Source organism: Rhodopirellula europaea 6C, assembly GCF_000338295.1.
Taxonomy (GTDB): domain Bacteria; phylum Planctomycetota; class Planctomycetia; order Pirellulales; family Pirellulaceae; genus Rhodopirellula; species Rhodopirellula europaea.
Window position 1 is genome coordinate 1 of sequence record NZ_ANMO01000240.1, and the last position, 20,571, is coordinate 20,571.

At 56.9% G+C, this 20,571-nt stretch carries 14 protein-coding genes; 6 read left to right on the forward strand and 8 right to left on the reverse strand.

Features of this window, described 5'->3' with window-relative positions:
* The 3 genes from RE6C_RS25565 to RE6C_RS25575 form a co-directional block, all read right to left on the reverse strand.
* On the reverse strand, positions 1-943 hold a 943-nt coding region (locus tag RE6C_RS25565), incomplete at its 3' end, for a dihydrodipicolinate synthase family protein (protein ID WP_008661318.1).
* An 85-nt stretch (positions 944-1,028) separates the two neighbouring features.
* A complete protein-coding gene (locus tag RE6C_RS25570; RefSeq protein ID WP_007332434.1) occupies positions 1,029-1,493 on the reverse strand; it encodes a RidA family protein in 465 nt (154 codons plus the stop codon).
* Between the two features lie 321 nt (positions 1,494-1,814).
* Positions 1,815-2,957: a tRNA dihydrouridine synthase gene (locus RE6C_RS25575; RefSeq protein ID WP_008661319.1), complete on the reverse strand. Its 1,143-nt coding sequence runs from the start codon at positions 2,955-2,957 to the stop codon at positions 1,815-1,817.
* 76 nt (positions 2,958-3,033) lie between these two features.
* Between RE6C_RS25575 and RE6C_RS25580 the strand changes: the two genes are divergently transcribed.
* Positions 3,034-6,204 (forward strand): error-prone DNA polymerase, encoded by a 3,171-nt coding sequence (locus RE6C_RS25580; protein WP_008661320.1) that lies wholly within the window; start codon positions 3,034-3,036, stop codon positions 6,202-6,204.
* Between the two features lie 135 nt (positions 6,205-6,339).
* On the opposite strand, the gene RE6C_RS25585 is transcribed toward RE6C_RS25580, so the two are convergent.
* The gene (locus RE6C_RS25585; protein WP_039963439.1) at positions 6,340-7,380 is read right to left on the reverse strand and encodes a hypothetical protein; all 1,041 of its coding nucleotides are present in this window, start codon (positions 7,378-7,380) and stop codon (positions 6,340-6,342) included.
* A 243-nt stretch (positions 7,381-7,623) separates the two neighbouring features.
* Between RE6C_RS25585 and RE6C_RS25595 the strand changes: the two genes are divergently transcribed.
* The gene (locus RE6C_RS25595) at positions 7,624-8,712 is read left to right on the forward strand and encodes a sialidase family protein (protein ID WP_008661324.1); all 1,089 of its coding nucleotides are present in this window, start codon (positions 7,624-7,626) and stop codon (positions 8,710-8,712) included.
* Between the two features lie 428 nt (positions 8,713-9,140).
* Here the strand turns inward: RE6C_RS25595 and RE6C_RS25600 are convergent, their stop codons facing one another.
* From RE6C_RS25600 to RE6C_RS32570, 4 genes are all read right to left on the reverse strand, one after another.
* Positions 9,141-11,180: a DUF4340 domain-containing protein gene (locus tag RE6C_RS25600; RefSeq protein ID WP_008661325.1), complete on the reverse strand. Its 2,040-nt coding sequence runs from the start codon at positions 11,178-11,180 to the stop codon at positions 9,141-9,143.
* Positions 11,181-11,218: 38 nt separating this feature from the next.
* Positions 11,219-14,077, reverse strand: coding sequence for a Gldg family protein (locus RE6C_RS25605; protein ID WP_008661326.1), 2,859 nt, complete (start codon positions 14,075-14,077; stop codon positions 11,219-11,221).
* 245 nt (positions 14,078-14,322) lie between these two features.
* Positions 14,323-15,126, reverse strand: a complete 804-nt coding sequence (locus RE6C_RS25610; RefSeq protein WP_008661327.1) for an ABC transporter ATP-binding protein — start codon at positions 15,124-15,126, stop codon at positions 14,323-14,325.
* A 142-nt stretch (positions 15,127-15,268) separates the two neighbouring features.
* Positions 15,269-15,445 carry a DUF6800 family protein gene (locus tag RE6C_RS32570; RefSeq protein ID WP_007329137.1) on the reverse strand — a complete coding sequence of 59 codons (177 nt, stop codon included), beginning with the start codon at positions 15,443-15,445 and terminating at the stop codon, positions 15,269-15,271.
* Between the two features lie 384 nt (positions 15,446-15,829).
* Here RE6C_RS32570 and RE6C_RS25615 point away from each other — a divergent pair, with 384 nt between their 5' ends.
* The 4 genes from RE6C_RS25615 to rpsD form a co-directional block, all read left to right on the forward strand.
* Positions 15,830-17,101, forward strand: coding sequence for a 3-keto-alpha-glucoside-1,2-lyase-like domain-containing protein (locus tag RE6C_RS25615; protein WP_008661328.1), 1,272 nt, complete (start codon positions 15,830-15,832; stop codon positions 17,099-17,101).
* Positions 17,102-17,243: 142 nt separating this feature from the next.
* Positions 17,244-17,627, forward strand: coding sequence for a WYL domain-containing protein (locus RE6C_RS25620; protein ID WP_008661329.1), 384 nt, complete (start codon positions 17,244-17,246; stop codon positions 17,625-17,627).
* 928 nt (positions 17,628-18,555) lie between these two features.
* Positions 18,556-19,938 carry a Gfo/Idh/MocA family oxidoreductase gene (locus RE6C_RS25625; protein WP_039963441.1) on the forward strand — a complete coding sequence of 461 codons (1,383 nt, stop codon included), beginning with the start codon at positions 18,556-18,558 and terminating at the stop codon, positions 19,936-19,938.
* 310 nt (positions 19,939-20,248) lie between these two features.
* Positions 20,249-20,571, forward strand: a 323-nt coding sequence (gene rpsD / locus RE6C_RS25630; protein ID WP_236618528.1) for a 30S ribosomal protein S4, incomplete at its 3' end; no start/stop codon positions are given.

Consider the following 20,571-nt stretch of genomic DNA (forward strand, 5'->3'; position numbering starts at 1 on the left):
GCGAAATCAAATCCAAGATCGCTTGATCGCTGGCCGGACGTTCGGGGCTGCCGGGGAATGTTTGATCGCTGGCAATCTTGCCACGCGAATGCAAGAACATCGCGGCTGAATGTTTGTAGGCGGGAACGGGAGCACGGAACGCGAACGCACCGAGGTACTGCAACAAATCGTTCAAGCCATAGAACCGCGGGTCATCCTTTTCCCACATCGAATCACGCAGTGCGAACTCGGCTGGGCAGAAAGTCGACAATCCCAGCAAGTAATCGCTGCCGTAAATCACCATGTCGATCGCCAGGTCGTTTCCGGTCAGAACCTTGAAGTCCGGGCGGACTCGGTTGCGAAGTTCCAAACGTTGCCATTCCAAGATGCGATCGAGCGATGAATGCTTCGCCCCCAGGCAGTTGCCGATTCCCATCAATCGCTCATACAGCGACAGCGAGTAGATTTTGCCAAAGGGAGCAAACATCGTCCCCAGCTCAAACGCGTAGAACTGTTCGCATTCGGACGCGAGCTGCGAATAGGAATCGAAGATGCAGTCGTCGTCCCCGCTGGTCAAACCAAACGACTGGAACAAAATCGGTGTTCCATCTTGACGTTGGACTTGTTCAATGCCGCGGCGATAAGCGTCGCTGTCAAAGTCATCACCGGATCGGTCACCGACAAACACGCCACCGAGATAAGCTCGGTCCTTCGCGATTGCCGAGGTTCGAACCAGAGCTTCTTCGCGAATCTCATCCGAGATCAAATTCGCGTAGCCGGTGTCCATGTTGATGGCCGGCGTCAGCCCCGCGTCGAGCGTCGACACGACATGGGACTCGAAACCGTTCCAATCAATTTCGCCGCCAGAGGTCATCGGCAGCAGGATCGCCGACATGCCGGTGATCTTGCGGTTGCGGATGGGTTGAGGAGCGGACGTCAATTCGGGCAGAGTGGTTGTGTTCATGCCCGAATCGTAACGCCACCGAACCCCCGCGTCTTGGAGATTCGGGTGAAACCGCGACTATGCAATTCGGGCAAAACGCCCCGAATCACTCTTTGATTTCGAAAATCGCTTCGATTTCGACCGCGATTCCGCCTGGCAAAGCGTTGGTTCCCAAAGCACTTCGAGCGGCCACGCCCGCATCTTCGCCAAAGACGTCACGAAACAATTCGCTGCATCCGTTGATCACGGCGGGCTGAGCGTCAAAGGATTCGGTGCACCGCACCAAACCCAACAACTTCACCAAACGAGAAACCTTGTCGAGCGACCCGAGGTGATTGCGGAGCGTGGCGAGCATGCCCAATCCGGTTTGGCGAGCGGCGTCATAGCCGACTTCCACATCCATGTCCAAACCGAGACGACCGGTGATCAAAGTCTTGTCGCTCTTCAGCGGCCCGTGACCAGACAAATACACCATGTTGCCGACTTGCACGATCGGCTTGTAAACCCCCATGGGCTTCGGGGCCGGTGGCAATTCCAGTTTCAATTCGTCAATGCGTGCGTCGTAAGACATGGATGCGTCGCTGGGTCAAAAGGGGCAGGTGGTTCAAACGATGAAATCGAACGCCGAGCATTCGTCCTTCCAGGATGACGTGTCTTCCTCACTATTCCAAGATGACATGCGGTCAACAAATTCGAACACCATCCACGATGCCCGCACGCGTCGACAAGAAAGGCCCCACGTAGGCCAGGTTCCACCTGGCGGGCTGACCGGACGCTCATCATTGACCTCGTGTGAGCCCTCAAATTGCACGCCACGCTTTGCTACAAAGCGTCGGCTCATCTGCCATGTGGAACATGTCCTACGGGCAATCATTGCCTATCAAAAACTGGTTCAACATTCTTCTTGCGAACCGTGCAATTCTCGAGGCACATACTGCCCCGGGCCGTCGACCGAGTAATGCTGCTCGAGTGCCGCCTCAAATTCCTCGCGCGATCGCAGGCGAGTGAACGCCATCCGCACCTCGCGATAATTCGGATGGCTTTGCGAGTACTTGATGCAGAATTTCCGCATCAACAATGGTGCTCGCTGGACCGTGTAGGTCTCCTCACACAGCGCGAAATGTTCTCGCATCACGGCGGCTTGTCCAGCGATGGTCGGCGGCGCGGGCAAGGGCTCTCCGGCCGCGAGTGCTCGTGATTGTTGGAAGATCCAGGGATTGCCAATCGCTCCACGAGCGATGGTGACGCCGTCGATTCCGGTTTGACGCATCATTTCCAAACCATCGGCGGCCGCGAAAAGATCGCCGCTGCCGAGAATTTTCAAACGATCGCCGACGTGCTGCTTGACTTCCTTCAAGAACGCCCAGCGGCTCGGTCCGATGTACCGCTGCATCACCGTCCGGCCGTGCACGGTCACGCCAGCCAACCCGGCGTCGATCGCTCCATCGAGAATCTCAAAAAACTGTTCGCGTGATTCGGGCGTGTCATCCATGCCCCGTCGCATCTTGACCGTCACCGGGATGTGATCGGGCACAACGTCCCGGGTCCGGCGCAGAATCTCGATCGCGACTGCGGGTTGAGACAAATGGAACCCACCGCGGCATCGGCCCAGCACCTTTTTGACGGGACAGCCAAAATTAACATCGATGACATCGAAACCGGCCTCGACCAACTTCAACGCACCCGCAGAAAACTGTTCCGGCTCCGCCCCCATCAGCTGCCCGCCGACGGGATGCTCCTCGTCAGCGATGTCGAGGAAATGCCGCGTCTTTTCGCGTTTGGTCAGCGACAGCAGGAATTGGTCCAGCATCACTTCGCAAATCGTGTAGCTGGCGCTGTGTCGGCGAGCGATCACCCGCATCGGCAAATCGCTGTACCCAGAAAGCGCCGCTTGGACGACGGGAAAACCAATCCGGACATTGCCCAACGAAAGCTCGTTCCACGCGAACGGAGCGATCGTGGTGGCTTCGGCGGGAGTTTTGTCCGGGCTAGCGGATTCGGCACAAACGGTCGTTTCAGGAGCTGGCGAGTTCATGGACGCAGTTTAGCTCGCAAACGCAAAATCGACGATGGGAAATTCTTGCTCCCCATTCGAGTGACGGAATCCGCCAGTGGGCAAACCGTTCCACTTCCGCGAGAATGGCTTGGCCATGCGTTACGTCGAACTTCACTGCCGCAGCAACTTCAGTTTTCTCGACGGGGCGTCTCATCCCGACGAATTGGTTCAGCGCGCGGCGGAGTTGGGCTACGAAGGCTTGGCGATTACAGATCGAGAATCGATCGCCGGTGTCGTCCGAGGTTTTTCGCCGGCTCAAGAATTAGGCCTGCAATACATCGTCGGCACCGAAGTTCATCCGACCGACGCGCCGCCGATGGTGCTCTGGCCGACCGACCGAGCCGCCTACGGACGCATGTGCCGCATGCTTTCGATCGGCCGCATGCGATGCGAAAAAGGTCGCTGCGAATTGTCCTTCGAGGACATCGCTGAACACGCAAAAGGCATTCTGGCTGGTGTGATCGCCACCGACGAATCGCGTTCGATCGAAGACCATCACGCTCGCGTCAATGATTCGCGACAATTCCTTCGCGGCCCCTTTCGAGATGTGTTCGATGACCGTGGGTATTTGTTGGCATCGTTTCATCGCGGTGTTGACGACGCGGCAAAGGCGACTTGGTTGCGAAACCTATCGCTCGCTACGGATGTGCCGTTGCTTGCATGCGGCGACGTGCGATACCACTCCGCCGAACGAATGGCACTGCACGACTGCGTCGTCGCAATCTCGCAGGGCAAATCGGTCGAGCAGATTCAATCGGATCGATTGGTCAACAGCCAGCATCATCTGCGATCGCTCGACGAGATTGCCGAACTCTATCGAGACGTTCCCGACGCGGTGGCTCGCACGATCGAGGTCGCTCAGCGATGCACGTTCACGCTGGACCAATTGAAATATGAGTACCCGGTCGAACTCGCCCCCGAAGGCATGACGCCGATCGAGCACCTCAAGCGATTAACATGGGAAGGGGCTCGAGGCCGTTGGCCAGACGGTGTGCCGGAGAAAGTCATTGAAACACTACGGCACGAAGTCACCCTGATCGAGGATCTGCAATACGAAGCCTACTTCTTGACCGTGTGGGATCTCGTTCGGTTTGCTCGTTCGCGAAAAATCCTTTGCCAAGGTCGTGGGTCGGCGGCAAACTCCGTCGTCTGTTATTGCCTTGGCATCACCGCCGTGGATCCCACTCACACGGATTTGTTGTTCGAGCGTTTCATCAGTCGCGAACGCGGTGAAGCTCCCGACATCGACGTCGACTTTGAGCACCAACGTCGCGAAGAGGTGTTGCAGTATCTCTACGAAAAGTACGGTCGCGATCGAGCCGGCATGACCGCCGTTGTGACTTGTTACCGAGCTAAAAGTGCGATTCGCGAAGTCGGCAAAGCCCTGGCGATTTCGCCCGACATCATTGATGCGGTGGCGAAATTGGCGGGCAGCTACAGCCGCAATCCTGAGCTGCCCGAACGCTGCCGTGACGCGGGGCTGGATCCGGACACACCGCTGGGACGGCGGTTTTTGTATTTAACGGAAACCTTGATCGGGTTCCCGCGTCACCTCTCCCAGCACGTCGGTGGGATGGTGATGACCGCCGGCAGTTTGTGTGAATTGTGCGTCACCGAAAACGCGGCCATGCCCGGTCGCAGCGTGATTCAGTGGAACAAAGATGACCTCGACGACATCGGCATTTTGAAGGTCGACATCTTGGCACTCGGCATGCTTTCCGCGATCAGGCGTTGCTTTGAATTGGTCAAGGACCATCACGATCGCGAGCTCTCACTGTCGACGATTCCACCGGATGACACACCGACCTACGACATGATTTGTGCGGCCGACACGATGGGCGTGTTTCAAATCGAAAGTCGGGCACAAATGAGCATGTTGCCGCGTCTGAAACCGCGTTGCTATTACGACCTCGTGATCGAAGTCGCGATTGTTCGGCCTGGTCCCATCCAAGGCAACATGGTCCATCCGTTTTTGGCCGCTCGCGAAAATCCGGCGGCAGCGAAGTATCCCAACGATGCCATTCGCAAAGTGCTGGAGAAAACGCTCGGCGTTCCCATCTTTCAAGAACAAGCGATGAAGCTGGCCGTTGTTGCTGCCGGTTTCACTCCCGGCGAAGCCGATCAACTACGTCGAGCCATGGCGGCTTGGCGACGACCCGGTGTGATCGACCGCTTCCGCACCAAGTTGCTAAAGGGAATGCAAGCGAACGGGCTCAATGGCGAATTCGCTGAGAACGTCTTCCGCCAAATTCGTGGCTTCGGTGAATACGGTTTTCCCGAATCGCACGCCGCATCGTTTGCCCTGTTGGTCTACGCGTCGTGCTATTTGAAACGGCACTACCCAGCCGCATTCTGCGCGGCGTTGCTGGACAGCCAACCGATGGGTTTTTACGCACCCGCCCAACTGATTCGTGACGCTCAACATCATGGTGTTCAAGTCCTTCCCGTCGACATCAACGACAGCAACATTCGATCCAAGCTAATTCCCGATCTCAACCGCCCGCACCCAAAGCTGCGTCTGGGGCTTCAGATGGTTCGAGGGTTGCCATCCGCGGTTGCCGAAAAGATCATCGCCGCTCGAGACGCACGCGGCCCATTCGCGAATTTGCACGACCTGACGACGCGAGCCAAGCTGTCGCGATCCAACATCGCCACGCTTGCTGATGCGGATGCGTTGGCATCGATCGCGCAAGACCGCCGTGCCGCGGTTTGGCAATCGCTCGCACAAGATGATTCAGGCGATTCGATGCCTTTGCTGGCGGATTTGGAACCTGATTGCAGCGTTCCAGAGGAGTTGGTGCCAATGTCGCCGGCCGAAGAGGTCAAGAACGACTACGCGACGACAGGACTGAGTTTAAAAGCCCACCCGGTCTCGTTCTGGCGAGATGACTTGGACGCGCTGCGATGCAAACGAGCGTCGGACCTGCCCAAACTAAGAGACGGTGTGCACGTTCGCGTCGCGGGTTTGGTGCTGATGCGTCAGCGTCCCGGGACCGCGAAGGGAATCACGTTCGTGACACTGGAAGACGAAACCGGATCAATGAACCTGGTTCTGTTTGCCCAAGTTTGGAAGCGATTCTTCAAGATCGCTCGAGCCAGCGACGCGTGGATCGTCGATGGCAAGCTTGAGAATAAAAAAGGTGTCATCCACGTCATTGTCGGGCGAGTGGAGGACCTCAGCGAAAAAGCGAGCGGCCTGCGAGTGCCACGACGCGACTTCCGCTGAGTCATCACGTCTGGCCCTTGCTGATCAGCTATCGTCGATGCCCGTGCACTCGCATCACTGCTTATTACGGGCTCTCAAACCGCAATGCCGCGACGAAATATCCGCCGGGCATAACGCAAGCAACGTCGCTCCGAATCAATCCTTCAAACCATCGATCGCGACGACGGATCCGACGGGCTTGTCGAACTCTTCGCCCATCTGCGACACGTACAAACGATCGTCGGGGCCGAATGCACAAGAGACAGGTCCGTTGAGCGAAACTCCGGTCTCCTTGATCTCAGCTTCGCTTTCGTCGCCGAGAGTCGCGACCAGAACTCGGCCAGCGTTGGTTTGCTCCAGTGACCAATTGTTTTCGACAACAGCGAATTTATTTCCTTCGATATGTGCCAATCCCATTGGGTTGATCACTCCGGGCAAAGTCCACTGGGCGGCCGGTTTCTTTGATTCGACATCCCAAAGCACGATCAAACCATCCGCTTCACCGCCCTTGCCGGAATACAACACGAACAACGAGTTGCCTTCCCCGACAACGGTTTGCATCGGCGAGTTGGTTTCGATGCCGTTCTCGTCCGCCGAAAGCAATGGCTTCAGTTCTTTCGAATTGATGTCGGCGCTCAGCACCCAAGACTTTCCATCGAAGCCTTGTCCGCAGACATAGACCGTTGAACCGTCTTTGCTGAGGCTCATTCCGGTCAGGTTGCCTTCGCCTTTGTCGGCTGGGTCATCTGAGGTCGGAGGAACCGAGTTGGTTTTTGTTCCCGAATCGGCTTTGCCTTTGGCATCGAAGAACAACAAAGTCTCTTCGCCATCGGCTTTGCCGGCATCGGTCACAATCAACTCGGAGTCGGACCAGATCGCGGACAACGGTCCAACCGCATACCACTTCTTGCCTTCGTCGTTGGACTTCCAATGCTCGGTGTCGAAACCCGTGACATAGTTGACCGGCTGGTTGCCTTTCAAGACGACCACCAAACCGCGAGCGTCACACACGGTCAGTTCACCTTCGGGACTGAAGCTGACGCTGGATGGGTTCACCAATCCGCGGAGAACTGTGTCCACTTTGTTTTCAGCGGACGCGGATGTCACCATTGCGCCGGCACAAAGCAATGCAGCGGCACAGCGACGAATCAATTTGGACGAAGAATGAAGGCGGGCAAGACGCAGGCGGGAAGTCATTCAGGAAGCTCATTCGGTCGAGGCAAGGGAATCGTTTGACAGCGAAAGGCGGCGGAAAAGCCACGGCCTATCAACGCCCGTCAGTGGGCGATTGTCTGGAACCATTGCAACCGACAACGGGCGAAGAATGAAGCCCCCTTCTGCGATGCAGGGGCAAGAGTCGCCTGAAATCGCCATGGGACGGAGGGAGTTGATATAAATTCGCAAGTCGCTTCCCACCTCCCTCTCCCACCGGATCGCTCCATGACCTTCCTTCGATGGAGTCAGACGCTCGCTGCTGCGATGTGCTTGACGTTAACCTCCTCTGAGTTGCCTGCCCAAGACGACGCCCCAGCAGGTGTCCTTCAACAGCAGTTCATCTACGACGAAGCCCCATTCCCGTCCTGTCACGCATCGACAATCTGCCAAACGCCCAACGGATTTGTAGCGGCCTGGTTTGGTGGTGAACGAGAAGGGGCCAAGGACGTTTCGATCTGGGTCAGTGATTACGACGGAAAGGCCTGGTCCGCACCGCGAAAAGTGGCCGATGGTGTGCAAGCCGATCGATCGCGTCACCCGTGTTGGAACCCGGTCCTGTTCCAAGCCCCATCCGGTGTCACTTGGTTGTTCATCAAGGTTGGACCCAGCCCAAGGGATTGGTGGGGCGAAGTTTTGTTCAGCGATGATGGGGGCAAAACTTTTCGCGATCGGACGCGGCTTCCGGAAGGAGTGCTTGGCCCAATCCGTTGCAAACCTGAATTGGTTGACGATGGCAAGACGTTGCTGTGTGGCAGTTCCACCGAACACGATGGATGGCGAGTTCACTTTGAACGATTGATGTTGACGGGCGAAGCCAACGCGGAAGCAGTCTCGGAAACGCACTGGGACCGCGGCGAAGCCATTCACGACGGAAAGGAATTCGCCGCGATCCAGCCGGCCATCTTACGTTTGGCGGACGGTCGCTTGCGGGCTCTGTGCCGAACGATGCAAAGCGTGATCGTTCAAACGGACTCGGATGACAACGGACGGACTTGGACCAAGCCCATCTCAACCGACATGCCTAACCCGAATTCGGGTATCGATGTGGTCACGGCAAAAGACGGCCGGCATTGGCTGATCAGCAACCCGTTGCCATCCAAAGAAAACGGCTGGGGCGGACGCAGTCGACTCACACTCTCGGTCAGCACCGACGGAGAAACCTATCGTGAGATCGCGGTCCTGGAAAACGAACCCAAGGGCGAGTTCAGCTACCCAGCGATCATCCAAGCCGACGATGGCAAGTTTCACATGACCTACACCTGGAAACGGAAGAAGATCAAACACGTGATCTTCGATCCAACAGCAATCCCTTAGCTCGGGGGTCCCACACCGAGAATGAGGTCGTGCGGTTTTTAAGTGCCGCTTTTTGGCGGATTTAAACACGGCGTATCTCTCCCGAAACGAAGTTTGGGGAGAGATCGAGCGACGCCGTTCAGGCGAACGCGAGGGTGAGGGCCGAGCATGGGAAAGGGCACGCAATACCCTCCCCGGAATTCTCGCTGAACGCTCGCGTTCCGACCCCTCCCGCTGCTCGGGCGGGGTTCTTAAGGCATCACTGGCACAGCACTTAAAAACTGCACGACCTCTGCGTTCAGGAGGGTGATTTCAACCTTGCGAGCACGGCACTTCAAGACTGCACAACTTCTTTGCTCGCGGAGGGCGACGGACTTGGAAGTCCATCGTACGGGGGTGGGGTCACGGCGGGGACCGCCGTGATTCAGGTTTACTCCGCGTACTTTGGACTAGTTGCCGAAGCCGGCTGGCAGTTGCATTCCCGGTGGCATGCCTCCGGGAGGACCAGCCGGAGCTGCGTCGTTGGCTCCTGGTTCGACGAACAGTTCGTCGCGGTTGATTCGCAACTGACGGTAGGTCGCTTCGGGGATGATGTAGTACCAATCGGCGAAACGAGCGTTCAAGTCAGCGACGCGTCGCTTGGCAGCGTTCAAGCGATCCTTGCGTTCGTCCAACAAACGAGTGTTGGCCTTCAAGATCTTTTCTTGCTCCGCTTCCAAGCGTTCTTGCTTCTCTTCGTCGGTCAATTCGTCGAACGTTAACTCGTCGCTTTCTTCTTCGGCGGCCTCTTCAGCAGGTACTTCGGTCGCGTCGTCGGCAGCGGGCTGAAGAGCCATTTCTTCATCGGCTGCGGCTTCGTCGCTGGCTTCCTCGGCGGGAGTGTCTTCGGATGCTTCCTCCTGTGCCTCACCGTCACCGGAAGGCTCATCCGTCGAATCGTCATCGTCTTGTGCGATCGCGCCTTGGCCTTCGCCGGATGCTTCTCCTTCGCCCGAAACCTCGACCTCTTCGGTTACTTCGACTTCTTCCGTGGCAGGCTCAGCTTCTTCCGTCGATTCAGCCGATGCGTCGTCCGACTCAGCGGGCTCCGCTTCCTTCATTTCTTCTTCCGCAGCTTCAAGTTGCTCTTCCGACGCTTCCGCTTCGGTGTCTTCCGTTTCCGCTGGTTCTTCAGTTGTTTCTTCCGCTGCCTCTTCCTTCATCTCGGCTTCAGCAGCAGCGGGTTCTTCCGCTTCTTCTTCTCCGACGCCCAGCATGGCGGACAGTTCTTCGATGGTTTGCGGAACTGGCTGCAAATCAGGAGCGGGGAATTGGTCTTCGTTGACGCGAGCGGTGACCAACAGGTAACGGTTCACGCCGCCTGCATCGCCTTCCTCGTCGCTGTCGTCTTCTTCGGACAAACCTTGGACGTCGCCAAAGCGAAGCACGTATTCGACGCCTTGATCGACCGTGACGTTCAGCTCACCGTTTGCCGACAAGACTTCGAATTCGCCTTCGGCTCCCGATCCAACAGGAAAGAACCCGCGAGTGTAAAGCGACTGAACGGCTTCGCTGTCCGTGACCAAATCTTTGTCCGCACGCAGGTTGGCACTCATGCCTTCCGGTTTGCGTACGACATCGACGATTTTCAAATCGTCGAGTGCGTTTTTCATTTCGTTCAGCTTGTCCGTGTTGAGTTCCTTGTCGGCTGGCATCTCCACAACCTTGGGTTCGGCCATCGCGTTTTCGGAGTTGTATTCCAACAACTCGTTCAACGCCCACTCCGCACCATCCATCGCGAATTTCGCGGTGTAGCTTCGTTCCAGAGCAACGTTTCGTCCGGAGATCGACGCGGAGTAGTCTTTGACGACCGCTTCCTTGATGTCGATGCTGCTCATCTGCAGCAAGTCATCTTCGATCCAGTCTTGGAACTTGGTCGACAAAACCGTGTCGTCCATCTTCACGACGTACACCGGATCTTGACCGGGTTTGCGAACGTAGATCTTGCCTTCTTCGTTCTTGACCGGGTTGCCGATGATCAATGAAGCGAGCGTTTGCTGCGACTCATCTTTGAACGTGACCAAGCGTCCCACGCCGGTGTCGCCGACCTGCAAATCTTCCAGCTTGGGTTCAACAACACCGAGTGCCGCATGGTCGCCTTGGTTTTCGGTTTGAACATCCAGAATGTTCAGCCCCACCAACGCGTTGGCGGCGTCTCGCATCTGTTCCACCGCGTCGGCCGGATAACCTTTTCGCGACGGGATCGTCCATTGGCCTGATTCGGAATCACGGCGAACTTCAAACGTGCCGAGTTGCCCCTGTTCCTCATCAAACGTGATGATCTTCAGGTTCGCTGCGGTCAACGGATCCTTGAACTTTTCAAAGAGTGGTTTTCCGGGTGAATAAGGCGATTCGTTTTCAGTCGATGCGGGCCATGCCACAAACAACCCCACGGCGAGCATGACAGCCGCGGCAGCCCAAAACGCTCCGGTCTTCTTTCCTTCGTTCACGATTGCAGTCTCTATGAAATTGTTTGATTGATGGAGGGTTATTTCAGGCGGCTCTTGCTGATGTTTTCGCGTTCACGCAGACGACGTGAAGCAAACACCATGATGCCGACGATCAACGGCGGGATGCAGGGCAGAACCACCGCGGCCGTTTTGACTTGATTCTGAATCGCGGTGACTTCTTGTTCTGCCTCGCGACGAACGTCTTGGATCTTTTGCTCGCGTTCGTTCTGCAACTTGGCTTGCTGGACTTCCAAGATCCGTTGTTGGTTCGCTTGCTTGATTTGGAACGCAGTCAGTTTTTCACGCAGTTCGCCCGGTGAAACCGATCCGGTTTCGCGATCTTTCTGCAGTTCCTCGATTTCCTCACGCAACGCCTGCACTTCTTGATCGCTCTTTTCCTGAGCCTCACGAATCGTTTCGTCGTACTGCGTTTGGAATTCGCGACTTCGTTTGCGAACCAAGCTGGCCGCTTCTTCTTTAACCGAATCGATCATTCGCAAGCTGGCGTAGATCGGCTCGTGATTTCGAACATCAATGAAGCTGGTGTCGCCAGTCAACCAATCGATCACGTTCAAAGCAAACGTCACGTTTTGGAACTGAAAACGCATGTCCGAGATTTGGTCGGGATCAGCCCGAATGAGCAAGAACTCAGGCAGGATGATGTCCATGTCCGCGATGTAGACAGCTTTGACACCGGCGGTTTCTGATTCGCTGCCTTCAGCCGACTCGTCCGCTTCGATCGCCATTGCGATCGGCACGCTTGGGTTCACGCCTTGGATCTCTTGAGCCAACGTCGTTTGTCCCGTCATGACTTGCCCAACGACTTGCGAAGGCAATGTTCCCGAAAGAGGTCCGGTTGAAAGAAGTGCGGTGTGCTTGAGCGTCGCGTCTTTCTTTGCGTAGACCGCACCGCCGAGAATGGCGAGCACCTGACGCAAACCGCTGGTGATTGGGCTGTCGTCGCTGAGCGCTTCGCCGGGCTGAACCCCGCGTGCTTGCTCATCGATGAACAACCAAAGTTCGTTAGCGGTTTCGAGGTTCGGATAAGGGTTGTGTTGCTGCCAAACCAATTCGGGGCTGAACAAACCCTGCATGCCGGGTTGGCCAGGAACGTTCAGTTCCAACACATCCCACAGTTGGCGAATGTCGCCCTTTGGCGAAGCACCACCGCCACCGAACATGCCGCCCTGTGCTTGTTTGGCGTCACCGGTTGCGGTCACGTATTGAGCACCAATCGGACGCGGGTCTTCGAAGATGGCCGTGGGAACGCCAGCTTGAATCGCGGCGGTCAAACGATCGAATTGCTGAGGCGCCAACGACGAAGGCTGGACCGCCACCAAAGCGTCGTAGACACCCGGCGCGATTGGGCCGGACAAGTCGACTTCTTCAACGTCGTATTGTTTGGCAAGTTCGTCGATCAACGGGTGCTTCTCGACTCGTTGCATCGACATGCCGCTCATGACCGTGCCGCCCATCAATCGAGCGTCGGTGGCGACAATCCCCAATCGTTTTCGCGAACCGCGAGCGACGGTGTTGATGCTGCGAACGAGTTCGTATTCGACCGGGATGCCGTATTCGAAAATTGGCACGGTGACTTTTTCGAGTCCCGAACGGAAAGCGGCACCGAGGATCAGTTGCTTCTGAGTGTAGGCCCCTTTTTCACGGAACATTCGCGTGACCGGTTCGATGCCGAAACGGTCGGCTGCCAATGCCGCGTCTTCGCTGAACAAGTCAATTCCGTCGTACAGGTTGACTTGGATAGTGCGACCGTTCTTGGCCGCTTCACTGCGGAATTCCTTCAGCAGGTTGACCAACTCATAACGAGTCTTGGCATACAGTTCGGGGACTTCCTTGCTGATGAACGCGTCGATCACGATCGGTCGATCGTCGTCGAGTTCGCGAATCAGTGTCTTGGTGGCGTCGGCCAGCGAACTGACTTTGCCTTCCGTCATATCGGCCCGCACAACGTCTTTGCTGCGGAACAACATGACGGCACCGACGGTGAACAACACCAACGCCAATGCTCGGGCGACGTAGTGCCAAGCCATTGAGTTGCCGTCTTTGCCTCCGGTCCAGTGGCGGCGTCCGATCAAAACCATGCAGACGTACAAAGCGACTGCGGCAACCAGGATGAAGTAGATGATCGACGAAGAGCTGATCACGCCGCGGCCGAAGTCATCGAACGGACGAGCAATGCCGCTGTCACGAACCCATTCCGCCACGCGTTGGCTGGGGCTGACCGAATCAGCCAAAGAAGCGAACGCGAGCGGAGCGTTGAACAACGCACCGAGGATGAAGCCCACCGTCAAGTTGCCGGTCAAGAACGAGGCGATCATGCCGATCGCGATCATCGCCAAACCGACGAACCAGTATCCCAGGTAAGTCGTGAAGATCAGGCCCGTGTCCAGGCTACCTTCGGTGAGGATGGCAAGCGTGGTGAAAGTGCTGAGTTGGCTGAACAACAACGAGGCGGTGAAAATCGCCGCGGCCGACATGTATTTCCCGATCACGATGTCGAAGTCATCGGCGGGCAACGTCAGCAACAACTCGTCGGTGCCTTGTCGTTTTTCTTCCGCCCAAATGCTCATCGTGATGGCTGGGATGAAGACCAGCATGATCACGGGGAACCAGTAGTTCAGTTGGTCCAGCGTGGCCAAGTTCGAGTTAAAGAACTCGTAAGGCCAGAACGCGGCAACCGAGGTCAGGAACACGAAGATACAAAGGAAGACGTATCCCGTTGGGTTGCTGAAGTAACCAATGAAGTTTCGCTTCATCACCGCAAAGGCGGCTTGCTTGGTGCGGGCCAATGCGGACACGACCATCAGCAAGATCAACAGAAAGACGGCGTCTTTCGTGAGCAAGCTGATCAAGGCCATCGAGACGTTGTTGAGCGCCATGGTGGTACTGGAGAACAGAGGTTGGAGTACTGGATTCAGGAGCGAACGAATCAGAGACGCGAAGAAGGGTCTCGGGTGAAGGGCGTGTGGGTCGGTCCCATCACGCTTGGTCACCAATCCGATCGCGGAAGATCATCGTCAGGGAGTGTCTTTGTTCGGAATTCAATTCGGTTCGGCATCCAAACTCGGTCGAAGGACCGAATAGAAAATCAAACCGAGCTTGAATTCAAACTCGAAACCGAAGCTCAAGCCTTTGCGTCGGGCTCGGATTCGGCTTGTCCGGTCAAGTGATGGAACGCTTCGTCCAAGTCACCTTTGCCGGTGGTTCGCAAGCCTTCGACCGAACCGTCGTAGACCATGCGACCTTCGTTGATCATCACGACGCGATCGGCCATCGCCTCGACTTCTTGCAGAATGTGCGTGCTGAGCAAGATCGTTTTGGTTTCGCTGAGACGTCGCATCGTCTTGCGGACGCCGCGAATTTGGTTGGGGTCCAAACCAGCGGTCGGTTCGTCCATGATCAATACATCAGGCTCGTGCAGCAGAGCTTGGCTCATGCCGACCCGTTGCTTGAAACCTTTGGACAACTTGCTGATCGGTTTGTACATGACCGAAGACAGGTCACAAATGTCGACCACCGCGTCGATGCGATCACGTTTGATGCGAGGTGACAATCCGCGAGCGTCGGCGAAGAATTCCAGCATGCCTTTGGGCGTCATCTCCGGGTACAGCGGCCCGTTTTCGGGCAAGTAACCCAGGCGACGACTGCCAGCGATGCGATCGTCCATCATGTTGTGACCGGCGATCCGAGCGAAACCTTCGCTGGGAGCGATGTAGCCGGTCAGCATCTTCATCGTCGTGCTTTTTCCGGCACCGTTGGGGCCCAGAAAGGCCACCAGTTCACCTTCGCCTACACTGAAGGTGACTTCGCGAGCAGCCGCGAAGGGGCCATAGAATTTACTCAGCCCCACCGCTTCGATCATGGGTTTTCGACCGCCCGTTGTGGATCCGGGGGAGGTCGTTGTGTCCGCCGTTGTGGCTGTTGCCATCAGTGTCGTACCCGTCTTCTAACGTGGAAGAAATGGTTCAAGAGCGCTTGCTACGCGGCGGGTCTGCGACCGGTTCGCAATATTTGCCCCGCTCACAATGATTTACCCGCTCGCAATGTTGAAACCGCGGGCCGAACAGGACTCAGGCGAGGCCTTCACGTTTGATGATGACGTCCGCACCGGGAGTCAAACGACGAAGCTTGCGAGCGGCTTCGGTCTTTTCCATCGTGCCAGCTTTGACGCGTTGCAGCAGGTTGATGGTTTTCTTGCGACGAGCTCGCAGACGAGAAATTTCGCGACGACGTTCGGTTCCTGCCATGAGGATCAATTCCGTTGTGATGAAAGGTGTTTCAGAAATACGGTCCAGTGAGGGCCCCGAGATAAGGGACCGCCTACCCGGACCGCCAGGCGAATCCCGCATTATCGCGCTCGATGGTCAATGCGAAAGGGGGCAATCGGCGGAATCACCGGCTATCATTGGCGTTGTGTCCCTCCCACCCCGATCTCCCCACCATTCGACGAGTCCGACCGCATGAATCTTTCGCCCGAGGCTCCTTTCGATCGAAGCCGGCAGACATACCGGAGGGCTCGCGCCCTTCCGCTATCAACTCGCGCCGTTCCGCTATCAATTAGCCGGATTCCGCCAACGATTTTAGCTGCTGGGCGCGAGCCCTCCGGTTCCCCATCACCGAAGCCGCGGCCAATGCCGCTCGCCCTGTTGGTCACACTTCTGCTCACGGCATCACAACTCTCACCGGCGTTCGCGAACGAGCCCGCCGCCGGAACACCTCGCGAAATCCCGGCCGGATCGGAATCCTTGCTCGAAGGATCGCTGGCGGATTCATGGGAAGGCAGCCTCGATGACTGGACACTGGAAAACGGCGTTTTGACCGGAACGACGGACGGTTCCGTGAAGGTCAATCGCTTCATCACCTCGAAAACCGCCCCCGTTGAGGACTTTGAATTGGAAGTCGACGTGTGGGTCAGTGCTCGCGGAAACAGCGGCATCCAGTATCGCAGTGAAGTCCGCGAGGACCTGGGGCCAAACGTCATGGTTGGATACCAATGCGATGTGGTCGCGGCGACTCCGAAATACAACGGGATGCTGTACGAAGAACGCGGGCGTCGCATCTTGTGCCACACCGCCGAAAAAGTCGTCACCGATGCCGACGGGCAGGGCTGGGTCGTGGAGTCGACTGAGCCACCCAAGTTCGCCCCTGAAACCTGGCATCGCTACAAAGTCCGTGTCGTCGGCAACCATCATCAACACTGGATCGACGGCATCAAAACCGCCGAGCACTTTGACTTGGACCCAAACGGCCGTTCACTCTCCGGTCGCATCGGTGTGCAAGTTCACGTGGGCCCGCCGATGGAAATTCGCTATCGCAATTTCTTCGTCAAACGCCTGACGCCCACCACGCCTCCGAATGATTCGGTCGAGATCCCAGACGACGCGGAAAAGATTGTGCCGCAGGGAGGATGGAAGAACGCCGGCAAGCGCGACTCGAATCACAAGCTGGAAAAAGCGGAACTGCCTGGCACCCGCAACGTTCACCGAGCCGGACCGATCTGGCTGGCCGGGCAACCAACAGCGGAAGCGTTGGCGGCCGCGAAAAAGGCGGGAGTCAAGCGAGTGATCACGCTGCGAAGCGAACGCGAATTGGACTTCGACGACGAGGCGCTCGTGAAAAACGCGGGGCTGGAATTTCACGCGGTTCGTTTTGGCGGCCACCAGCAATTGACCGACGAGAAAATTCACGCGGTTTGCCAATTGCTTCAGGCAGCCGATCCTGACAACCAAGCTCTTTTGCATTGTGCGTCGGCGAACCGAGTCGGCGCGATCTGGATCGCCTACCGAGTCCTGGATGGTCGGCAAACGTTGGAAAACGCGATCAAGGAAGGCAAGCAAGTCGGACTGCTCGATCCGGACCTGCAAAAAGCCGCGGTTGAATACGTGCAGCAGCGAAAACGCTGATCCGAGCGAAACGGAAGACACGAAAAGCGAAGCTATCTGCCCGTCGTGACCAAACGTGTCACGGCGGTGGCGATCATATCAACATCGAAGTTTGATTCACCGCCGCCCCGTTCTTCGCCGCCCAGCTCACCGGATCTTCCCCATGTCAGTCGCAACGCTTTCACCCGCCGCATTCAACGCCAGCGAACAAGCCACCACCGCGTTCGCTCCTTCCGGTGAAACGTTCGCTCGCTCGCACGGCCGCGTTTGCGATCGAGCCAATTCGAAGTGGAGTCCCTCGAAAGTCTTGCGGACCGCGATGGCGGACAGCGACCGATTTGTCGTGCAACTGGATTACGTCGATTCCAAGGGCAAGCGAACTCGCCGAACCGTCAGCCCTATCCGATTCGCGGCCTCCGACCGATTCCTCGGCCTCTGCTTGTGCCGCGAAGAACCTCGGCAATTCCACTTGTCGCGTTGCAGCAACTTTCAACTGCTGGACGCGGACGACGTGATCATGCCCGTCGAAATGGTCGAACTGGACTGATCGAGTCGGACCGCATGCAGCCTGTTGATTTACCTGTTGATTTAATCGTATACCGCATGACAACAATTAGCCGATGGGCGTTAGCCCCGGTTGGCGTCTGATCAACCGCCGCTAACGCGGTACGGCTCATTAGATCAACGGCCCGCATGAATCCCGGTCCATTGAGCGTTTGCCGGCGTCGGATCGACGGAGTGATCCACGCCAATTCTGTAGGTCAGGTCGCAACTGGCGTTGATCAACGGCCGATCAACGATGGGCTCGCGAGGCCCGTGGACCGCTCGCAACGCCACCCTCCCGCCGGGCGTTCAACGCGGTCGCCAGATGAGACCTGCCCTACAGATTGGGCTCTTCATTGCAAATTGCAAATTTGGAAATGCAAATTGCGAATGGGTTGCTCTGCCGCAAGGCAGGCTTTCAAGCCTATCAGCCGCATGGTGTTAGCCTGGGCTGTCCAATCTTCGGTAGTGACACCGGAATTGACATGGCTTCTTGAGGCGGTTTTCTGTCTTCGGTCACCTCTCCCCCGGCGAAGTTTGGGGAGAGGCACGCGGTGTGTAAATCAGTCGAAAAGCGGCATCAAAAAACTGCACGACCTCAGTTGAGGGAGAGGTGGCAAAAGCTGCATCGTGACCTCGACCTGCAACCCCAAAGATTGAACGGCCCAGGCTAACGCCTAATGGCTCATGTGGTGGCTCTCAATCATTCCGGCCACCCCGCCCAATTTCAAATTTGCAATGTTCACTTTGCAATTTGCAATCGCCCCGGCCCATTCTCACAATCGCTAAGTCTGTAGACGATTTCCGTCGGCCGCCCGCCTGGGCTATCATCTGCCCCTGCAAATCGCGACTAGGGCGACATGGTGACCAAAGCGTCGCCGTTGCTCTTCTCTAGCCGCCGCCCCAACCAACCATTTCCCGGAGCCCCTTCGATGCAACCTTCACGCCGTGGATTCTTGAAAACCAGTGCCCTGGCGGGCGCTGTTGCTGGTTCGACCATAACCGCTTCTTCCAAGCTGATCGCGGCGGAAGAGACCAAGAAGCTTCGCCTGGCAGCGATCGGCGTTGGTGGCAGCCGCGGACGCTACAACCGTGGCGGCTCGATCGCTCACGCAGCCGCGAAATTCGCGACGATGGTCGCGGTTTGTGACGTGGACGATCTGCATACCGAAGAGTTCAACCAAAAATTCGATGGCAAACTGAACAAGTACCGCGATTACCGCGAGATGCTGGAAAAGGAAAAACCTGACGTCGTTACCATCGGGACTCCTGATCACTGGCACGTGCCAATCGCGATCGCATGCTTGCAAAGCGGTGCCGACGTTTACTGCGAAAAACCATTGACGCTGACGATCGACGAAGGCAAGCAAATCCGCAAAGTCGTCGAAGAAACCGGCCGCGTGTTCCAAGTCGGAACCCAGCAACGCAGCTCGGGTGACTTGTTCCAAAAAGCCATCGCGATGGTCCAGTCGGGTTACGTCGGTGACAACGTCAACGCTTACATCGCGATCGGCGGTGCTCCTGGCGACGGGCCATTTGAAACCGAGGAAGCTCCCGACGATTTGGACTGGAACATGTGGGTTGGGCCGGCGTCCGAGGCCGATTACTGCGAAGAACGCCGCAAGTTCTTCCGTTGGTACTTCGAGTATTCCGGCGGCAAAATGACGGACTGGGGTGCCCACCACATCGACATCGCTCAGTGGGCGTTGGCTCCCGGTGAAAACGGCCCGACCACGATCAAAGGAACTGGCGAATTCCCCAAGACCGTTCCCGCGGATTTCAATTGGAACTCGTTCTTCAACGGCGAAGCTTCCCTGCCCAATGGCTACAACACGGCGATGAAGTTCAACATCGAGCTGACGTTTGACAGCGGCTCGAAAATGGTTGTCACCGACCATTACAAACGCGAAGACGAGAACATCGATTTCCCCAACGGGATCCTGTTCGAAGGCGACAAAGGCCGGATCTTCGTCAACCGCGGCAAACTGACTGGTGCTCCGGTCGACCAATTGACGGACGAAGACAACGCCAAGCTCAACGAGAAAATCGCTGAGCTTCGCAAAGGAAAAGCGGCGATGAGCCACATGGCAAACTTTTTTGCCTGCATTGAAGACGGCGGTCAGCCGATCTCAGACGTGTGGTCGCACCACCGCACAATGACCTCGTGTCACCTGTGCAACATTGCGTTGATGTTGGGCCGTGAATTGAAATGGGACCCGAAAGCCGAGCGATTTGTCGACGACGAGCAAGCCAATGGGCTGATGAGTCGCAAGTCGCGGGAAGGATTTTCAGCCGAAACCCACGCGGCGAGCTGAAATCCGGTCGATTCTGTGATCGATTGACTTTCATTCCTCTTGTCAAAACGGGGCCCAACGACGACACTTGCGGCCCCGTTTTCAAAATTCTGGCGTGAACACGTGAGTCCAATGGCGGACGACACGAAGGAACACGCCGCAATTCCCCGCTGCACGTCGTTTTTGCAGCCTCGTTCTTGAACGAGGATTCGCTCGCGAAACGGGTCGCTGAATTGGATCGCACACGGAATTTCCGTTTGCATCCGGCCTTCGGTGACCATCGGTTCAGAGTCGATCAGCTGCGACGTTTAGCACAACCGTGAAAGTCACGATGGCACGTTACACAGGACCAAAAGCCCGCATCAACCGCCGCCTCGGCACGATGCTTTACGAAACAGCCGGCGCAGCCCGTGCGATGGACCGTCGTCCGCAACCACCAGGGATGCACACTCGCGGTCGTCGCCCGAGTAACTACGGTGCGGCTTTGATGGAGAAGCAAAAGATCAAACACTACTACGGTTTGGGCGAACGCCAACTCCGTCGTTACTTTGAAAACGTCGGCCGTAAATCGGGCAACACCGGGGAATTGTTGTTGCTGATGTGCGAACGCCGTTTGGACAACGTTGTCCGCCGCGTTGGCTTCACAAAGACTCG

Bases quoted from the DNA above. Each gene is read 5' to 3' on its own strand.
- RE6C_RS25570 (WP_007332434.1), bottom strand. From the start codon at position 1,493: ATGTCTTACGACGCACGCATTGACGAATTGAAACTGGAATTGCCACCG.
- RE6C_RS25575 (WP_008661319.1), bottom strand. From the start codon at position 2,957: ATGAACTCGCCAGCTCCTGAAACGACCGTTTGTGCCGAATCCGCTAGC.
- RE6C_RS25585 (WP_039963439.1), bottom strand. From the start codon at position 7,380: ATGACTTCCCGCCTGCGTCTTGCCCGCCTTCATTCTTCGTCCAAATTG.
- RE6C_RS25595 (WP_008661324.1), top strand. From the start codon at position 7,624: ATGACCTTCCTTCGATGGAGTCAGACGCTCGCTGCTGCGATGTGCTTG.
- RE6C_RS25605 (WP_008661326.1), bottom strand. From the start codon at position 14,077: ATGGCGCTCAACAACGTCTCGATGGCCTTGATCAGCTTGCTCACGAAA.
- RE6C_RS25610 (WP_008661327.1), bottom strand. From the start codon at position 15,126: ATGGCAACAGCCACAACGGCGGACACAACGACCTCCCCCGGATCCACA.
- RE6C_RS32570 (WP_007329137.1), bottom strand. From the start codon at position 15,445: ATGGCAGGAACCGAACGTCGTCGCGAAATTTCTCGTCTGCGAGCTCGT.
- RE6C_RS25615 (WP_008661328.1), top strand. From the start codon at position 15,830: ATGCCGCTCGCCCTGTTGGTCACACTTCTGCTCACGGCATCACAACTC.
- RE6C_RS25620 (WP_008661329.1), top strand. From the start codon at position 17,244: ATGTCAGTCGCAACGCTTTCACCCGCCGCATTCAACGCCAGCGAACAA.
- RE6C_RS25625 (WP_039963441.1), top strand. From the start codon at position 18,556: ATGCAACCTTCACGCCGTGGATTCTTGAAAACCAGTGCCCTGGCGGGC.